11 protein-coding genes are annotated in these 15884 nt (G+C 59.4%); 2 read left to right on the plus strand and 9 right to left on the minus strand.

The features are described 5' to 3' along the window. Positions 1-19: 19 nt before the first annotated feature. The 8 genes from kdpC to AC0X69_RS20510 all read right to left on the minus strand — a co-directional run bounded on the left by kdpC (position 20) and on the right by AC0X69_RS20510 (position 10553). Entirely contained in the window at positions 20-619 is a 600-nt protein-coding gene (gene kdpC / locus AC0X69_RS20475) for a potassium-transporting ATPase subunit KdpC (RefSeq protein ID WP_482613774.1), read from the minus strand. Between the two features lie 11 nt (positions 620-630). Further along, positions 631-2679, minus strand: coding sequence for a potassium-transporting ATPase subunit KdpB (gene kdpB, locus AC0X69_RS20480; protein WP_482613775.1), 2049 nt, complete (start codon positions 2677-2679; stop codon positions 631-633). A 12-nt stretch (positions 2680-2691) separates the two neighbouring features. Continuing rightward, positions 2692-4401 carry a potassium-transporting ATPase subunit KdpA gene (gene kdpA / locus AC0X69_RS20485; RefSeq protein WP_482613777.1) on the minus strand — a complete coding sequence of 570 codons (1710 nt, stop codon included), beginning with the start codon at positions 4399-4401 and terminating at the stop codon, positions 2692-2694. Between the two features lie 31 nt (positions 4402-4432). Continuing rightward, on the minus strand, positions 4433-4519 hold the full coding sequence (gene kdpF / locus AC0X69_RS20490; RefSeq protein ID WP_367119267.1) for a K(+)-transporting ATPase subunit F: 87 nt from the start codon (positions 4517-4519) through the stop codon (positions 4433-4435). 569 nt (positions 4520-5088) lie between these two features. Continuing rightward, entirely contained in the window at positions 5089-6213 is a 1125-nt protein-coding gene (locus AC0X69_RS20495; RefSeq protein WP_482613778.1) for an aminotransferase, read from the minus strand. A 552-nt stretch (positions 6214-6765) separates the two neighbouring features. After that, positions 6766-8187: an alpha-L-arabinofuranosidase family protein gene (locus AC0X69_RS20500; RefSeq protein ID WP_482613780.1), complete on the minus strand. Its 1422-nt coding sequence runs from the start codon at positions 8185-8187 to the stop codon at positions 6766-6768. 1810 nt (positions 8188-9997) lie between these two features. After that, positions 9998-10285 carry an ATP-binding protein gene (locus AC0X69_RS20505; RefSeq protein WP_482613782.1) on the minus strand — a complete coding sequence of 96 codons (288 nt, stop codon included), beginning with the start codon at positions 10283-10285 and terminating at the stop codon, positions 9998-10000. A gap of 151 nt (positions 10286-10436) precedes the next feature. Continuing rightward, on the minus strand, positions 10437-10553 hold the full coding sequence (locus tag AC0X69_RS20510; RefSeq protein ID WP_482613848.1) for a hypothetical protein: 117 nt from the start codon (positions 10551-10553) through the stop codon (positions 10437-10439). On the opposite strand from AC0X69_RS20510, the gene AC0X69_RS20515 reads away from it, so the two are divergent. Beyond that, positions 10503-10685 carry a hypothetical protein gene (locus tag AC0X69_RS20515; protein WP_482613864.1) on the plus strand — a complete coding sequence of 61 codons (183 nt, stop codon included), beginning with the start codon at positions 10503-10505 and terminating at the stop codon, positions 10683-10685. The genes AC0X69_RS20510 and AC0X69_RS20515 overlap by 51 nt on opposite strands. Before the next feature lie 928 nt (positions 10686-11613). Here the strand turns inward: AC0X69_RS20515 and AC0X69_RS20520 are convergent. Then, complete coding sequence (locus AC0X69_RS20520; protein ID WP_482613783.1) at positions 11614-11931, minus strand: hypothetical protein; 318 nt, start codon at positions 11929-11931, stop codon at positions 11614-11616. A 1278-nt stretch (positions 11932-13209) separates the two neighbouring features. Between AC0X69_RS20520 and AC0X69_RS20525 the strand changes: the two genes are divergently transcribed. Next, a complete protein-coding gene (locus AC0X69_RS20525) occupies positions 13210-13617 on the plus strand; it encodes a hypothetical protein (protein WP_482613785.1) in 408 nt (135 codons plus the stop codon). Positions 13618-15884: the final 2267 nt, after the last annotated feature.

A 15884-nucleotide genomic window follows, 5' to 3' on the forward strand; every position in this document is an offset into this window, starting at 1 on the left:
CTACCTTCTGGCGTCATCCTCAATTTAAGCGATCTATCGCCATGTTCAGCAAGAGCACATTCACTCGCGGCTCGCCAATCACGCCAAGAACGCGTCCTTCGGTATTCGCCTCAACAAGCCCGCGCACCTGCGCCTCGCTGAGATGGCGCGCCTTGGCGATGGCGGGCGCTTGCGCCAGCGCGAACTGCGGCGAAATGTGCGGGTCGAGGCCGGAGGCGGAGGTGGTAACGGCGTCGGCCGCCACGATGTCGATGCGACCAGCGTCGAATTCCGCCTCGATCGCCGCATTAACCCGATCGACGAGCTTTTTCGACGTCGGTGCAAGATTTGAGCCCATCGAGTTCGCGGCGTTGTACGGGGCGTCGACCATTCGGGATGGATCAGCCGGATCGGGGCCGGTCGTCGCCGACGGTCGGCCATGAAAATAGCGGTCGGACCCAAAATTCTGTCCGATCAGCGCCGAGCCGACAACGATCCCTTCACGTTCGATGAGACTGCCGTTCGCCTGCCCAGGCAGAACGAGCTGGGCGACGCCGGTGATCGCGAGCGGATAGAGCACTCCGGTCAGCGCTGTGAACAGCAGGATCATGACGATCGCCGGACGAAAATGGGAGAACATCTTGAGGCTCCTTACGCGAGATGTATGGCCGAGACCGCCAGGTCAATAAGCTTAATGCCGATGAAAGGCGCGATCAGCCCGCCCAGCCCGTAGATCAGCAGGTTTCGCCGCAGCAGCGCGGCGGCCCCGATGGGCCGGTACGGGACGCCGGTGAGCGCGAGAGGTATGAGCGCGACAATGATGAGCGCGTTGAAGATCACCGCGGAGAGGATCGCCGAATGCGGCGAGGCGAGCTTCATGATGTTGATCGCCTCGAGTTCCGGATAGGCGACGACAAACAGCGCTGGAATGATCGCGAAATATTTGGCGACGTCGTTGGCGATTGAAAATGTCGTCAGCGATCCGCGCGTCATCAGCAGCTGTTTGCCGATCGCGACGATCTCGATGAGTTTCGTCGGATCGCTGTCGAGGTCGACCATGTTGCCGGCCTCGCGCGCCGCCTGCGTGCCGGTCTGCATGGCGACGCCGACGTCGGCTTGAGCGAGCGCGGGCGCATCATTGGTGCCGTCGCCGCACATGGCGATGAGCCGGCCGCCTTGCTGTTCCTTGCGAATGTAGGAGAGTTTGTCCTCGGGTTTGGCCTGCGCGATGAAATCGTCGACGCCCGCTTCTCCGGCGATCGCCGCGGCGGTGATCGGATTATCACCCGTGACCATGACCGTCTTGATGCCCATGGCGCGTAAGGCGGCGAAGCGCGACTTAATATCAGGCTTGATGATGTCCTTCAGATGAATGACGCCCAACAGCTTCCCATTCTCAGACACCGCGAGCGGCGTCCCGCCCGCGCGCGAGATGCGCTCCACCGCGCGCTCAAAATCGACAGGAACAGACTTAACTTGCGCGGCGACGGCGTCGACCGCGCCTTTGCGTAGCGTTCGGCCGGGAAGATCGACGCCGGAAATGCGCGTGTGCGCGGAGAATGGAACGATCTGGGCCTCGGGGCCGAGGTTTGGCGTCGACGAGTGAAGAACGCTCTTGGCCAGCGCGACGATCGATCGGCCTTCCGGCGTTTCATCCGCGAGTGAGGCAAGCAGCGCCGCTTCAACGAAAGCATGCTCCGAAACCCCTTCGACCGGAACGAATTCGTCCGCCATGCGATTGCCGAAGGTGATGGTGCCGGTCTTGTCGAGAAGCAGCGTGTCCACGTCGCCCGCCGCTTCCACCGCGCGACCGGAGGTGGCGATGACATTGAAGCGGATCAGCCGGTCCATACCGGCGATGCCGATGGCGGACAGGAGTCCACCGATGGTCGTCGGGATCAGGCAGACAAGCAGCGCGATCAGCACGGTGACCGAAATTGCTGCGCCGGAGTACGCCGCGAAAGGCCAAAGCGTCACGCACACGATCAAGAAAATGATCGTCAGCCCTGAGAGCAGGATCGATAGCGCAAGCTCATTTGGCGTTTTCTGCCGTTGCGCGCCCTCGACGAGCGCGATCATACGGTCAATGAAGGTCGAACCAGGCGCCGCGGTAACCTTGACCTTGATCCAGTCGGAAAGAACCGTCGTGCCGCCGGTGACCGCCGACCGGTCGCCGCCCGCCTCGCGAATCACCGGCGCCGACTCGCCCGTTATCGCTGATTCGTTGACCGAGGCGACGCCTTCGATAACTTCGCCGTCGCCGGGGATGAGGTCGCCCGCTTCGACCAACACGACGTCGCCGAGCTTGAGATCAAGCGCCGAGACGCCTTCATAGACGTCCTTCATCCCGCTATTGTTTTGCGGATCAATCAACCGTTTGGCGTGCGAATCGCTACGCGTCCTGCGCAGAGCGTCCGCCTGCGCCTTTCCGCGCCCCTCGGCGACCGCTTCGGCGAAATTGGCGAAGAGCACGGTGAACCAAAGCCAGGCGGAGATTTGGCCGGAGAAAAAGGCGGCGTCACTTTGCGCAAAGAGATCACGCACAAAAAACGCCGTGACGACCGCCGACACAATTTCCGTGACAAAGATCACTGGATTGCGCGCGAGGCGACGCGGATCAAGCTTTTTGAAGGCGTCGACGGCAGCCCGCTTGGTGATCGCGGCGTCGAACAAGCCGGGAGCGGCGACCTTATGCGACATTGGACATGCTCCTTAGAAGGTCTTTCCTGCGAGCAGCGCGAAATGCTCGACGATGGGGCCGAGCGCGAGCGCCGGAAAATATTGAAGCAGGTAGAGAACGACGATCACGCCGAGCAGCAGGCCGATGAAGAGCGGGCCATGCGTAGGGAATGTGCCGACTGATGCGGAGACTTTCTTTTTCGCTGCGAACGAACCCGCGATCGCCAACACGGGAATGACGAAGGCGAAGCGTCCGAGCAGCATGGCGACGCCAAGCGTCGTGTTGTACCAGAGCGTGTTGCCGCTGAGCCCGGCGAAAGCCGACCCATTATTGTCGGTGGCGGAAGCGAATGCGTAGAGAATTTCGGAGAGCCCGTGCGGGCCCGCATTGTTCAGGCTGGCGAGGCCGGTCTGAAGCATGACTGAAACGCCCGTGAAGACGAGAACCGTGAGCGGATAGATCAGCACCACCAGCATCGCGAGCTTCATCTCGCGCGCCTCGATCTTCTTGCCGAGATATTCTGGCGTGCGGCCGACCATGAGTCCGGCGACGAAAACGGCGATGATCGCCAGCACCAAGAAGCCATAAAGGCCCGCGCCGACGCCGCCTGGCGCGATGCTGCCCATCAGCATGTTGAACAGGGGCACGAGACCGCCGAGCGGCATGAAGGAGTCATGCATCGCGTTGACGGCGCCGCAGCTGGTGCCTGTCGTCGCCGCGGCGAATAACGCGCTCATCGCCGGACCAAAGCGCACTTCCTTGCCTTCCATATTGCCGGGCAAAGGATCGACGCCGATCTCGGTCAGCAGCGGATTTCCATGCGCCTCCGCCCAGTAGGCGACGAACACGCCCGCGACGAGCACGATCATCATGGTGATAGCGATGGCGCGACCTTGCCGATGGTCCAAGACTGCGCGTCCGAAAGCAAAAACTGTCGCAAAGGGGATGACGAGGAGCGACCAGATCTCGAGCATATTGGTAAGAGCGTTCGGGCTCTCGAAGGGATGCGCGGAATTGGCGTTGAAGAAGCCGCCGCCATTGGTGCCAAGCTCCTTGATCGCCTCTTGGCTGGCGACAGGTCCTATGGCGAGCGTCTGCTTCGCGCCCTCAAGCGTCGTCGCTTCGATCGAACCCTGGAGCGTCTGTGGCACGCCCAGAGCGACCAGGACGAGCGCGACGACGACCGAAAGCGGCAGGAGCACGTAAAGCGTCGATCGGGTGAGGTCGACCCAGAAGTTGCCGATTGTCTGCGACTCGGCGCGCGACAAACCGCGCACCAATGCAAACGCCATCGCGAGCCCCGTCGCAGCGGACACGAAATTGTGCACGGTGAGGCCGAGCATTTGCGTCAAGTGACTCATCGTCGACTCGCCGCCGTAGTTCTGCCAATTCGTGTTGGTGACGAAGCTCACCGACGTGTTGAAGGCGAGGTCTGCAGGAACCCCGCTAAAGCCTTGTGGATTGAGCGGCAGATAGGCCTGGAGCCGCTGTAAAGCATATAGCGAAGCAAATCCGATGACGCTGAAGGCGAGCACCGCCATCGCGTACGCCAGCCAGTTTTGCTCCCTCGTAGGGTCAACGCCGGCGAGTCTGTAGAAGGCGCGTTCGACGGGCGCCAGCGCGGGAGTGATCAGGGTGCGCTCACCCGCCAAAACTTTGGCTATGTAACCGCCGAGCGGAACAGCCGCGACGATAACGGCAAGCAGGACGATGGCGATTTGCGCCAGCCCAATGGAAGTCATGGTGAACGCCCGGTCTTCGCCGGGCCTCCCTTCAGAATTTTTCGGGATGGAGCAGCGTGTAGGCGAGGTAGGCGCCGAGCAGAACGGCGACGATCAGTCCAATGACGGGTTCCGACATGCGACTCACCCTAAAGTCGCGCACAGGCGCGGGCGTAGGCGCCGATGATCACGAAAAGCAGGAGACCGAAGCCAAGATACAGAATGTCGAGCATGTGCGCCCTCCGCGATGATCAGCGCCGTGCGCCTCTTCGAGCGCGCCAAGCCCGCAACTCGTGAAAAAGGTTGCTTGCGATGAGAAAGACCAGGGCCGCTATGCCCAGGCCCATCAGAGATTCAGGCATGATCGTGTCTCACTTTAATGTCGCGCTCGCGCTTGGCCATCCGCCAAGGGTGAACTCACGAGGCGGAATTTGCTCTCGAACGACGTAAGGGCGCTATTAGGATTTTAGGTCTGTCCGCCGACGCCGCTCACGTCGGCGCCTGCAACACCTGGGCATCTGCGAAGCGTGGCGTATCCCGAACGCCGTGTCGGTTCTAAAAGGCTGCGGCCGCGCTCCAATATCGGCTGCAAGCGTTCGCCGCTAGGGCGCGCAGCGGCGTAGGGCAAGTGTAACAAACATCCCGCGACGGCCTGGCGCGCAGCTGGTCTTATTGGCGTCGAATTTCCAGCCTTCAGCCCTGCCGATGTTACCTGTTGATGTGGCGCAGAAAGTCCGACACTCTTGCGAGACCTGCCACGAGCACACCCCGGTTGTTAGCATAGCCGATTCGCACATAACCTTCGCTATCTAGAGCGCTGCCGGGCATTAACATTACGCCTTTTTTCTTGAGTAGCTCGACGCAAAAGTCACGAGACGTCACGGCGGCATCGATGCGTAACCATGCGGTTGTGCCAGACTTTGGTTTCACATATGACAAACGCGATTCTTTGGCGATCCAGTCATCGAGCAAGAAGAGATTTGTGCGTAAAATTCCGTGATTGCGTTCCAGAATTGCGCCTCGGTTTTCAAGTGCGATCGACGCAAGCAGATCGTTCAACATTCCGACACTGATCGTGTTGTAATCACGATGGATCTGTACGCGCTGAATCACCTCGACGGGCGCAGCGATCCAACCTATGCGCAAGCCCGCGAGCGACCAGGTCTTCGACATGCTGCCCGTGCTGATGCCCTTCTCATAAAGGTCCGCGATTGACGCGGTGAAGCCCGTGCCTTGCTGATCGGTGCCACGATAGACCTCATCACTCAAGACATAAGCCCCACAGGAACGGGCAATTCGCACAATCTGCTCGAGAAATTCTCGCTCCATCAACGCGCCGGTTGGGTTGTTGGGGTTGCTGAAGGCGATAAGGCGCGTAGCCGGCGCGACAATTCGCTTTAGTTCGTCGAGATCCGGCAGGAATGCATCTTCTTGGCGCAAACGTAAAACGTCGACCTTAGCGCCGTAGCTCTCGGGAATTGAGTAGTGCTGCTGATAGGTTGGCAGCACGGATATCATGTGATCGCCCGGCTCGATGAGTGTCTCATAGACGAGCGCATTTGCGCTGATCGCCCCATGTGTAATGATCACATTGGACATGCTTTGGTTCTCGTACAGTAACGCTACATTGTTACGCAGCCGCTCTGTGCCGTCGATCTCGCCATATGTCAGCTTCATCGGCAGGATCTCACCGAGCGATGCATCCTCCTTGTCAGCAATCTTCAGTAATTCAGCCACCGTTAGAGATTCGACGCAGGTTTCCGCAAGATTGAGTTCGGAATCCTCTTCGTAGAGATACATCCAGCGTTCCACACCAAATTCTTTGATTTGCATGAGATCCGTCCTTGCATGAAAGCTGTGGCGTTGAGACTGTGATTTTCAAGCGAAGGTCCTTCTCCGAGAGCGCTCCTTAACTGAATAGCGAAATCTGAGGCATGGCGGTAGTTGCGAGCAGCAGCGGAAGGCGGCCAATCCCGGCTTGCCTCTGAGAGAATATCTTTACGTGTACTTAGTCGACCCGATTTCCGGACGGCGTCTGGTTAGCAATCGCGACAGGTACAATTCGTAGCGCAGGAAATCGTGCAAAGCTCGCAGATCTCATGACCGGGTATGCGAACCCCAGCGCGATTTTAGTCCCGTCAGTTTTTGAACGACGTATAATAGGCTGCGGGAGCACGACATGCAGGAAAGCCGCCGGCAGATTTCCCCGGCGCGCGCATCCGGCAGTCCGTCGCATTCCGCGCGCTGCGTCATCCCAGTCGGCGCCCGTCAGCCCGCCATCCGACGTCCGGTTCTGCGTCCCAATGCTTGGAGGAAAAGCTAGGCATTCAACTCAAGTTTTTCCGCCAGCACGGTTGCATGCAGCGCCAGCCGACGTATGACCGGTCAGACGCCCGGCGTCGATAGCTCCAACTCGACGGCTGACACAGATCCTGCGGGGAACCGCCAAGACGCCGTCTTCAGCTCCATTTCCCGTGGGCGGAACACGTCGGGCTGGTCCTCGGTGACATAGCTCCTGAGGTTCTCCGGCGCTATCTCGACCACACGGCCGCCTTTCGTCCCCGGGAAGCTCGCCTCTACCGCCCGGTCGTACTGGATGTTTGCCACGTGGAGGAACAATTTGTTGCCTGCGCGGCTGGCCGCGATATCGAGACCCGCCGGCGCGAACTTCACCGCTACCCCATGCGTGCCGTTGTGCTTGCGGAACAGCCGCGCAATCGACCCGACCGGCGTAAGGTAGCTCCTGCCGCGCGGCGTTGGCACCATCAGCGCCGTGGTCGTCCAGCGATTGCCTTGCAGGTCGCACGCGGTGGCGATACGGATGCGTCCGCCATGCCGCTGGTAGATGTTCATCGACCGCGCGTGGTACGCCGCCGAGAGCCATTCGTGCAGGATCGGGTTGGCGTTGTGGGGGCTCAGGCTGAGATGCCCCTCAGTGATCGCAATCGGCTTCTTCGTCGCCTGCTCGATCTCCACAGCGCGCTGCTCCACCGCTTCCGACAGCTCCACCAGCTCCTCCCATGCGCGCGCAGGGTCCTGCTCATAGCGGAGGCCTTTGAGAACCGTGTCCGGCCGCTTCGGGTTCTGCCCCATCATGTGGATGGCGACGAAATCGATGAGCTCGCCTGCCTGCTTTTCCATGTCCGCCGCCCAAAGCTTTCCGTCGTGCCCGCGGTCCCCCCACCCGATCAGCTTGATTGAAGTGTCAACCTGCCGCATTGCCCTTGCGAACTCGATGGTGTGCGCGATCGCCTCGTCCTTGGTGAAGCACGCTGTTTCATATGAGGTCTCGTTGCCTATTTGCCAAAGCTTTAGCTTGGAGTATCGCACCCACTCCGCCGCCTCGTTGGCGCCGCCTGCGCGCGCGGCGTAGCGCTTCTCCCCGTCGCTCAGGAAGTTCACGCAGAAGAACGGTTCGGCGTTGACGCGGCGGCACAAATCGACGAATTCGTCAGTGCCGACACGGTTGGTCTCCCAGCCGCCCCAGACATAGTTGCGCATCGGCGGTCGCTTGGCGGCCGGGCCGGTCCCTTCCCGCCACTTGTAGTAACGGCTAAAGAGGCCGCCGAAGCGGATGGCGCCCGGCGCGAGCTCACGCACGGCGTCGACGAAGTCCTCACGCCAATCGTCGGCGTCATAATCCCAACAGGCCTCAACCGAGCTGTCGGTAGCGCCGAGCGGCTCCATGAATTGCATGTAGAGCCACGGCGAGATTTCGAACAGCGGCTTGGGGTCGACGACGATGGCATTCGCATCGGCGGAGCTGGAAAGCGAGGCCGTGGTGAACTCGCGGCGGCTGAGCATCATTTATCATAGTACTCGATCAAAGACTTGGTCCACCCTCCAAAGCGCTCGCAAACTCCGTCGCGACACCGGCCTGCTGCCGACTATCATTAACCGGACGCCTTACGTCATCCGCCTGCCTCATTCTCGGCCCCTGAATTCTGGGCGGCGTGCTTCTTGGCTGGGTCGAGCCATTTGTCGTGGGGGGCCGCGAAACTCTTGTGATCGTCCCCAAGCAACGCTCTCTTGCGCGCAGAAGCCCGGTAGGATTTTGGCTTTGAGCTGCGCAGGGTCGAAATCCCAAACCGGGCGCTAATTTCTAATCAAAGGCGGTTCTATGTTTGAGTCCTCGCGCCGTTCACAAACAAAACCAGATAGTGCATATTTGCGATGGGATTCCGGGATCTGTTATCATTTGGTCAGCAAGAACATCCATTCGGTCAAATTTCCCCACGGAACCAATTGCCCGAATTTTCGTTGAATGAGAGCAGAGTGGAATGCTCTGCCGCTAGGAGGATTTACTGGGAGGGGAGGGCGCTGCATGCCTGTATTGGCTTTCATTCCTTGCGTAAGACCGTCCTCTCCTATCCTGGTCCCATGCCGAGGCGTAGTCACGCCCGCAACTGAACGTGCTAACTGACCGGTAGCGCGTGAGATGAGTGGCCGGCCCGAGGCGATCGCCTACGGTTCGGCGGCATAGCTCGGCATGCCGTCTGGACATTGGGTCAGCGCGGAAAGTCGTCCGCCGCCAGGAAATTGCAGCATTATACAGGCTGTCTGGAAGGATTGCCTCAGCCCTAACGCTGGATCGGCGGGTCTTTGCCGACGGCATTAACCCTTATCTTAAGGGTGGGCCGTGTCCGGGCGATTAGGGGGCTACGTCACATGCGTCGCATTTGGTGGCGCACGATTCTGATCCGTTTCCCATCTACCGCGCGCTTCTATTTGAAGCGGACCAGAATCGCGATCCTCGCGGCTGCTTCGCGAAGCGTTGACGAACTGCCACGCCGCCGAATTTGAGTCGCCAATTGGCGTACGATTAGACATCGCTTGGGAAGCATTGACGTTCGACGCCGAGCGAAGTTTGGCGTGGAGAGACAAAGATCGTTGAGGCGACGACAGAGACGCCCGGCGCGCTACGTGCATCACTCCCGTTGGAAATCGTCTAGATTCGGTCACACCAACGCGGGCATTTCCGTCTCGTCAAGGAATGTAATGGCCCTGAACTTCGCGGTCGCGGCCTTATCCACGAGCGAAGCAGGCCCTTGATCAGTTGGCACGTTGGCTCGACCATTCTCCACAGAACCCGATGTCGCCAATCGCCATCATGGCGACAGAATCGGCGCATGGCCACTGGCCGAGTATTTGCGGCATAGTCCTTAATCCCTGCATTACGTCGAGTGATGACCGCCCCACGTCATCGCCAGGAACGCCCCGACCGTAGGTGTAACGGCGGGGCGTTTTTCTATTCGTCAGTTCCTTGGTCGAGAGGCCTACTTCGATTGGTGAAGTTCTTTCCCATGAAGCGCGTCCAAAGAGGTCATCGCCCTTCAGCGTCGAGACGCGTGCGGCCGTGCCGTCCTCATTGCATTTCCCACTCGTGTTTTCGAGTCAGTGCAACGGCGGCTCGCGTCGGGGGGCATTCGAAGACAACGTCGTTTGTGTATCCGACCAGAGAATTGCCTTTGATGCCATAATTGCCGGTTTGCCCGGCATCGTGCATTTGGTCGCAGAGTCGAATGCTCAGCCGGCTCGGATCATCTTCGAGGTAGACACAGGCGAGCGCGACGCCGTTCGCGTCTTTATTGAAGAAAGACAGCGGTTCTCGCTCCAGTCACACGGGTGGAACGAGCGGAAAAGTCAGCCGCACGGCAGTTCCCATGGCGCTTGGCGCGATCACCAGCGCGCCGCCGAGCTGCTTCGCGATATCGCTCATGAGCTTGAGCCCCTTTCCCGAAACTCCAGTCGTCTGGGACAAGGCGGATAAAGGGAAGGGCTCTCCATCGTTTTCAATGACGAGCTCGATCTCGTTTTCCGAACACCGGATGCGTGTCTCGATCCTGCCCGCTTCGTGACCGGCAAGTCCGTATTTGAGGGCGTTGATCGTCGCTTCGACGACCACGAGCCCGACACACTTGGCGCGCGCGCAGTCAATCTCAAAATCGCCGTCTACTTACACGATGTACTCAAAGCGGCCGTCGAAAGCTGAATGCAGGGTGTCAGCGAGAAGCCTGACGAAGGAGCCGAGATGGCATATCTCGCGCTCATTTGTATCAAGGACGCTGTGGAGCGCAGTAGTGGCGCAAGATGCGCGAAATGCAGACGTCGCAATGTTCCGGATGACCGCACTGTCTCCGCTGCGCAGCGAAGAGCGCGGAGAAAACTTGCAATTCGTTCTTGATCCGATGACAGACCTCGTCATACCGCTGCTGCGCCACGGCCAGCTGCGCCTTTATCGAGGCATTCTGCCGTCGCAATCTCAAAAGCTCTTCAGACTCAAGACTCACGAGAAAAGCCTTTAAATACAGCCAAGCGAAACATTTTCGCGCAGTCGAAGCTTACGTCCGACCAGCTCCCCGAACAAGCTGAACAAGAATACACCGCCCGCAAACAGCCGTCAGCGGGGAGGCGGTATGCAAGCGCTCCGCCAGAGATCGGAAAAGCGAAGACTCCGCCCCGCTTTCGCCGGACGGAGTCCCTGCCCCACGCTCCGGTTCGGAGCTGGGCGCCCGCCCGTCGGCCAGGTGAGGTATGGCGGTTCGACGGACTCCCTCTCGAATCGGTAAGTGTGCACGCTTAAGGCAAGCTTCGCCCTAGGTCATTGCTCTTGGCGGCTGACCGAGGAAAGTGGGCTGCCGACAGCGCCGCGGGAAAGAGATGGCCGAAATGGCGTCGCTTCCGGATCATCAGGCCGACGCTCTCGTCAATGGCAACAACGCCCGCGAGAGCAGCCGGAGTCGAACGACGCTGCATCGCATGAACGAAAGTCGCGCTCTAGAGCCTTAGCATTCTGGGGGTTATCCCTGTTTTGTGCTAACATTCCATACATTCTTTTTGCCCGCGGAGGGTCACGCCGACGCGCATTGTTCTGATCGATAAGAAGAATCAGGTTCGCGCTGATACGGCCGCTCTGGCGTTGGATTCGCGCGAGTGGGCGGAGATTGCCGCCAAAGGCCAAAGCAATCGGGTCACATTTGCTATTCGCGCTGCGAAATTGTTGGACGAACGATACGGCAAAACATGCCGCGCATATGGTTTTACGCCGTTCGCAACTGCAGACACCGATGGCTATTTCGTGTTTGATTGCGATACGCCGAGCGCGCCACCTCTGATCTTCGAGGGGCATAGCGACCCTGCCATGACCGCCGAAGTTATGATGGCGTGCTTCTATGTAGGCTACGTCCGTCGCCACCATTAATGGGCGACCGCCACCGACACAGCGCTGCGTGCCTACTTCCGATCAAGCTGCCGTTCCAATTTCTCCAATAGCGCGTGTAGCTCGGAAGGCAGCGGTTCGCCGATGATCTCTGTGAGTATAATCCGTAGCTCCTTGCCGATTTGCTGGAGACCGGCCAAGGGCAATTCCTGAAGTTCGCGAGCGATCGGGTCGGTTTTTCCGTTGTTTTGTTCGCTCATCACGCTGCCGCCCAAGGCGACAACCTTTGGGGCGAGGGTTTTGTTCCCACGGCGCAATCGCATCGTGTGTTGTTCTTTGGTTCTTTGGTCATGCGTCGCCCTAGCAAAAGCCTGGACCACAATTTTTGCCATGACTACCGCCTAGGTTCTGGGTCGCGACGCCCCCGCCCTTCTAACGGGTTCGGAGCGTACCTGATGGCAGCCCGCAGCGAGCGAGAGATTTCCGCAATTTTCGGCTCCGCGATTGGCGCAACTGGTGGCGCCATGGTTGGCTCTTTGTTCGGCTTGATCGGAACCGCGGCAGGCGGCGTTCCTTGGAGCCACAGTCGGAGCGACCCTTGGACCCGCTAAACAGACCTGATGAGCAGGCGGATCGCTCCGCATTCATTTTTGTTTGGAAATATCGGCATGTCGGTGGCTTCGCGCCGCGCTGAGCTGCAGCGGTTCGGGAGCTTATGGGCCTCGCCTAGCCAGAGCTCATCGCTAGAACAGCCAAAGTAGGGCGACCAGAGAAGCCATCCCAAGAGCGTCAAACACGATTCCTTCCCAGCTTGGACCGATCCATGTCCCGAGCGTAAGCAGGCCAACTCCGGCGACGAGAGATACAAACGATGCCCCTATTCCGGGACGGGTCGGGCGCTCGGCCATGTCGTCTTCATCCTTGCGCTATTGCCGAGATGTCGGTTGGCGGCCGGCCATTGGCTGTCGTAACTCCGCAGCGGCTCGTCTTAAGAACCGCGACCCTGATCCGAGCCGCGGGCAAGTGGCAAGACAAAACGCCTGCCGCTGCCGAGGACGGATAACGACAGGCGCAGGCTTATGTAGGATCGCGTCGGGACAGGGCAAGCGCCGCGGTCGCACAATCGCTCAAGAACGCGGCCCAACAGCAAGCTCTCACGCGCTTTTCCCGAGGGCGAATACGAGCAGAGTCGCCAGCTGGCGGGGCGTATCGGCATAGTAATGAGCCGGCTTTGGTCAAGTCCCTCCGAACAATAGGTCGCCAGGATCATGCTTCTGACCGCGGTCGACACGAATGGCCGCCACATGATGGCATCAGATCCAAAGACGACAGGTTAATTTAACACGCGTGATCCGCCGTGGCCTTCACAGCATCATCCACGACCTTGCCAGCCTTCGTCACGGCGACGGGACCTTGGGCAGTCCACCGCCTCAAAGTCCGCTCTCAGCCAGCGCATCTAATTTATTCATCATAAAGGTATCCAACGGCTCCCGGGACCAGCAGCCATAAGGACTAGGTAATTTTTCGAACTTACGAAGGTCGACAAAAATGTTCTATAGGGCGATAGGTAGCGTCTATTGGTCGCGCCGTCGTCAGGCTTGAATTTCGGCAGGTCACGTCGATGGCACGAGGGCCTTTGTGTGAGTGCGCTTTGCGCCCGAGGAGTGGGCATGATGATCACACTGGTGCAGTGCGTCGCATGGACCGGCATTCACTCTGATGAAATGATTTTGGGTGTTTCCCCCTCGCTCAGACATCGCGCGCTACTCGGGGGCTATCTGCTCAATTTGGAACGAGGGGCAGCCACTGTGCGCGATATGATTGTTTTTGACTATCGCTCTGTTCTCGAGCTAGGGGCCAGGGAACGAGCAGCGGATCTGCTAGTCGTTCTCCGAATTTTCCTTTTCGAGTATCCGCAAGCGAGACGCGTCGCTAAGAGAGAAGCGGGTGAGCCCGCCTTCTTGGAACTGTTGACGATGCAAACAAGGCTTCCACAGCAGCCTGCGCATTCAGTGTCGGGCGGTCCAATTACTTTACCGAAGACCTTTGATCCACTGCCAGAATTTCCGGCGACTTGATGAAGTCGCTACCGCTGGTCCTGCGGGTCATCAATCGCAAACGCTGAACGAAACGATCCAGCCCGTCCGTCCCGCTCGCTCGCGAACCTCCGGAATTGCCTTTCGCAGTTCTCCAGCGCATCGGCAGCGAACTACGCATTAAACTCACGGAGAGCATCAGCGAACCGCTGCCCACCGAGCTTCACGCAATCTTGGAGAAATTGGAATCGAAGATCGATGGGAATTAGGCGCAGGCCGACTGTCAATGAAGGCGGCGGACGTAGCCCACATAGAAACAGCCCGTCATGACGGAGTAGATCGCTTCCTTAGGGTCTAACGCGTCCGGTAAGATTGGCGGCGATCTGTCCTCGCAGCTGCAGTTAAATATCAAGTAGCCGTCTGAGGCTCGGTCCTCGGCAAATGGCGTGAAGACGTAATCATGCGCGCTCTTGCCTAGACTCTGATAGAGAAGGCGCGCAGCTGATGCGGCCAAGGCCGCAATATCATCGTCAAATTGAGCGGCAATCTGGGTGCAAATCCGGGCATGCGGTCCAGAAGTCGACGTGTCACCGCACACGCGGTTGCTCGTCCTGTCAACGAGAACAAGGCGCTTCATCGAGCGCATCTCCAGAAATCCCCGCCGGACAGGAAGCTAGCGCTTGGGGCGACCAGACACCAGCTCAAATGTGCTTGGAGACTTGCAGTCGAGCGTTTTCCAGAGCCAAGACCTGCGTTCGAAGCGTTGTCAAAGCAATAGAGCGCCTTGCGAAGTAGCATGCGACGCGCTTTGGGGAACGGAAATTCCACCACTTCAGCCGTGGTGGGGATTGTCATGCATCCCCCGCACAAAAAAGCCCGGCCGTCGCCGGCCGAGCTGGAGGTGATGCGTAACGTCAGCCCATTCGGCCGGCGCAGACATGACTGTAGGCGCGTGGAGCCTTGGAGGCAAGAGGCAAGGCGGAGCGTCGGGCGAGAGATGCGGGGCGGTATGGCGAGGAGACTCGGCCATATTTCGGTGAGCATCTCGGGAGTGAGACACGGCGTCGGCTTAGCACTGAGGGCGTCGGCCTTTCAAATTGTCAAACCTCTGGCCGGTCGATACTCGGCTGACGAGACGGAAATCGCCTGGCGCGGCGTCGTGATGGCCGTTGGGATAGTCGAGTTTCACCTGATGGCGGTTAATGGCGTTACCAAAGCGGCCGCTGGCAACATCGCGCTCATTGGGCCGTTGGTTTGGCCGCACCTGCAGCGGCCTGTATTTCAAAGCGCCAAGAGCGAGATATGCGAAAGCGCCTAAGATAATGGCCCCTATACTGACGAACACGTATGTTTTTTGGGTGATCTCATGCTCTTTTTCGCTTGCATGTTTGAGACTCCAGCTCCGTTTCGAGAGGGGCCATTCTCCGCTTGAACGACTGGCCTTCGTCTAGGTCTGCTTCGAGGACGCGCGCCGGCGAGAGCCTCGTTCCTCCGGGTCTCCGGCCGATTTTGCTTTCCCCACAAATTTCTGCATTTCGCCTATCGCTTGCTGCGCTAGACCCGCCAAGACGAGCTCGGGAGATTGGGTTGCAAGAGCGACGGCGAGCTTTGTCTTGCCCATCGCCGCATTGGCATAACCCCGCATCTGATCCGCGGAGCCGCTTTGAGCAAGCGCGTCGAGCGCGGCCGTCACGGCGTCTTTTACCTGACCTACGGCGCTTTGAGCGTTCTCTTGAAGATCGAGGGCGGCGGACTGGACCGGCGCCATTGCGGACTCGGCTAGGGCCTCGATTTCTTGTTTGAGTTCGATCGTTGGACCAACGCTGCTTGTTGCAATTTCTCCATTAGGCATTGCCTCGTCTCCACTGTGACGCACCAGTCAAGGGAAGCGTGGGCGCGCCAATACCAAAACTCAAAAAGCGTCGGTGAGTTCCGCGAGCGCCCCACCCAAAAACGTCCCGCCGTTACATCCACGGTCGGGCGTCGCTAGGGGGCGACGACAGGGACGGCGTGGGCGCAATGTAAGGCTTAAGCCTATGCAGCAAATCGTACGGCAGTGGCCTTGCGCGCTCCTTCGCGACCGCCCACGCCTTGGCCTGCTTAACGTCCAGCCGAGCCTGAAGCGCTTGCCGGCCCGGAACCGTTAGCACCGCATGATCCCCGCGCGGCCATAAGTCACGCTAGCCTTTTCCGGAACTGATCCGACTTCCGGCCGCAGCACTCTGCGCTCTCGAGATAGTCGAACGATTTGCGTGATGGACACCGTCGCATCTGTTGGTCACGCGCAACAGCGCGCGCTTGAGCCGCCA

It is taken from the genome of Methylocystis sp. Uni0008 (genome assembly GCF_056838045.1).

Coding starts and splice junctions, on each gene's coding strand:
- kdpC (WP_482613774.1), bottom strand. CDS start 619: ATGTTCTCCCATTTTCGTCCGGCGATCGTCATGATCCTGCTGTTCACA.
- kdpB (WP_482613775.1), bottom strand. CDS start 2,679: ATGTCGCATAAGGTCGCCGCTCCCGGCTTGTTCGACGCCGCGATCACC.
- kdpA (WP_482613777.1), bottom strand. CDS start 4,401: ATGACTTCCATTGGGCTGGCGCAAATCGCCATCGTCCTGCTTGCCGTT.
- kdpF (WP_367119267.1), bottom strand. CDS start 4,519: ATGTCGGAACCCGTCATTGGACTGATCGTCGCCGTTCTGCTCGGCGCC.
- AC0X69_RS20495 (WP_482613778.1), bottom strand. CDS start 6,213: ATGCAAATCAAAGAATTTGGTGTGGAACGCTGGATGTATCTCTACGAA.
- AC0X69_RS20500 (WP_482613780.1), bottom strand. CDS start 8,187: ATGATGCTCAGCCGCCGCGAGTTCACCACGGCCTCGCTTTCCAGCTCC.
- AC0X69_RS20515 (WP_482613864.1), top strand. CDS start 10,503: ATGACCGCACTGTCTCCGCTGCGCAGCGAAGAGCGCGGAGAAAACTTG.
- AC0X69_RS20520 (WP_482613783.1), bottom strand. CDS start 11,931: ATGGCAAAAATTGTGGTCCAGGCTTTTGCTAGGGCGACGCATGACCAA.
- AC0X69_RS20525 (WP_482613785.1), top strand. CDS start 13,210: ATGATGATCACACTGGTGCAGTGCGTCGCATGGACCGGCATTCACTCT.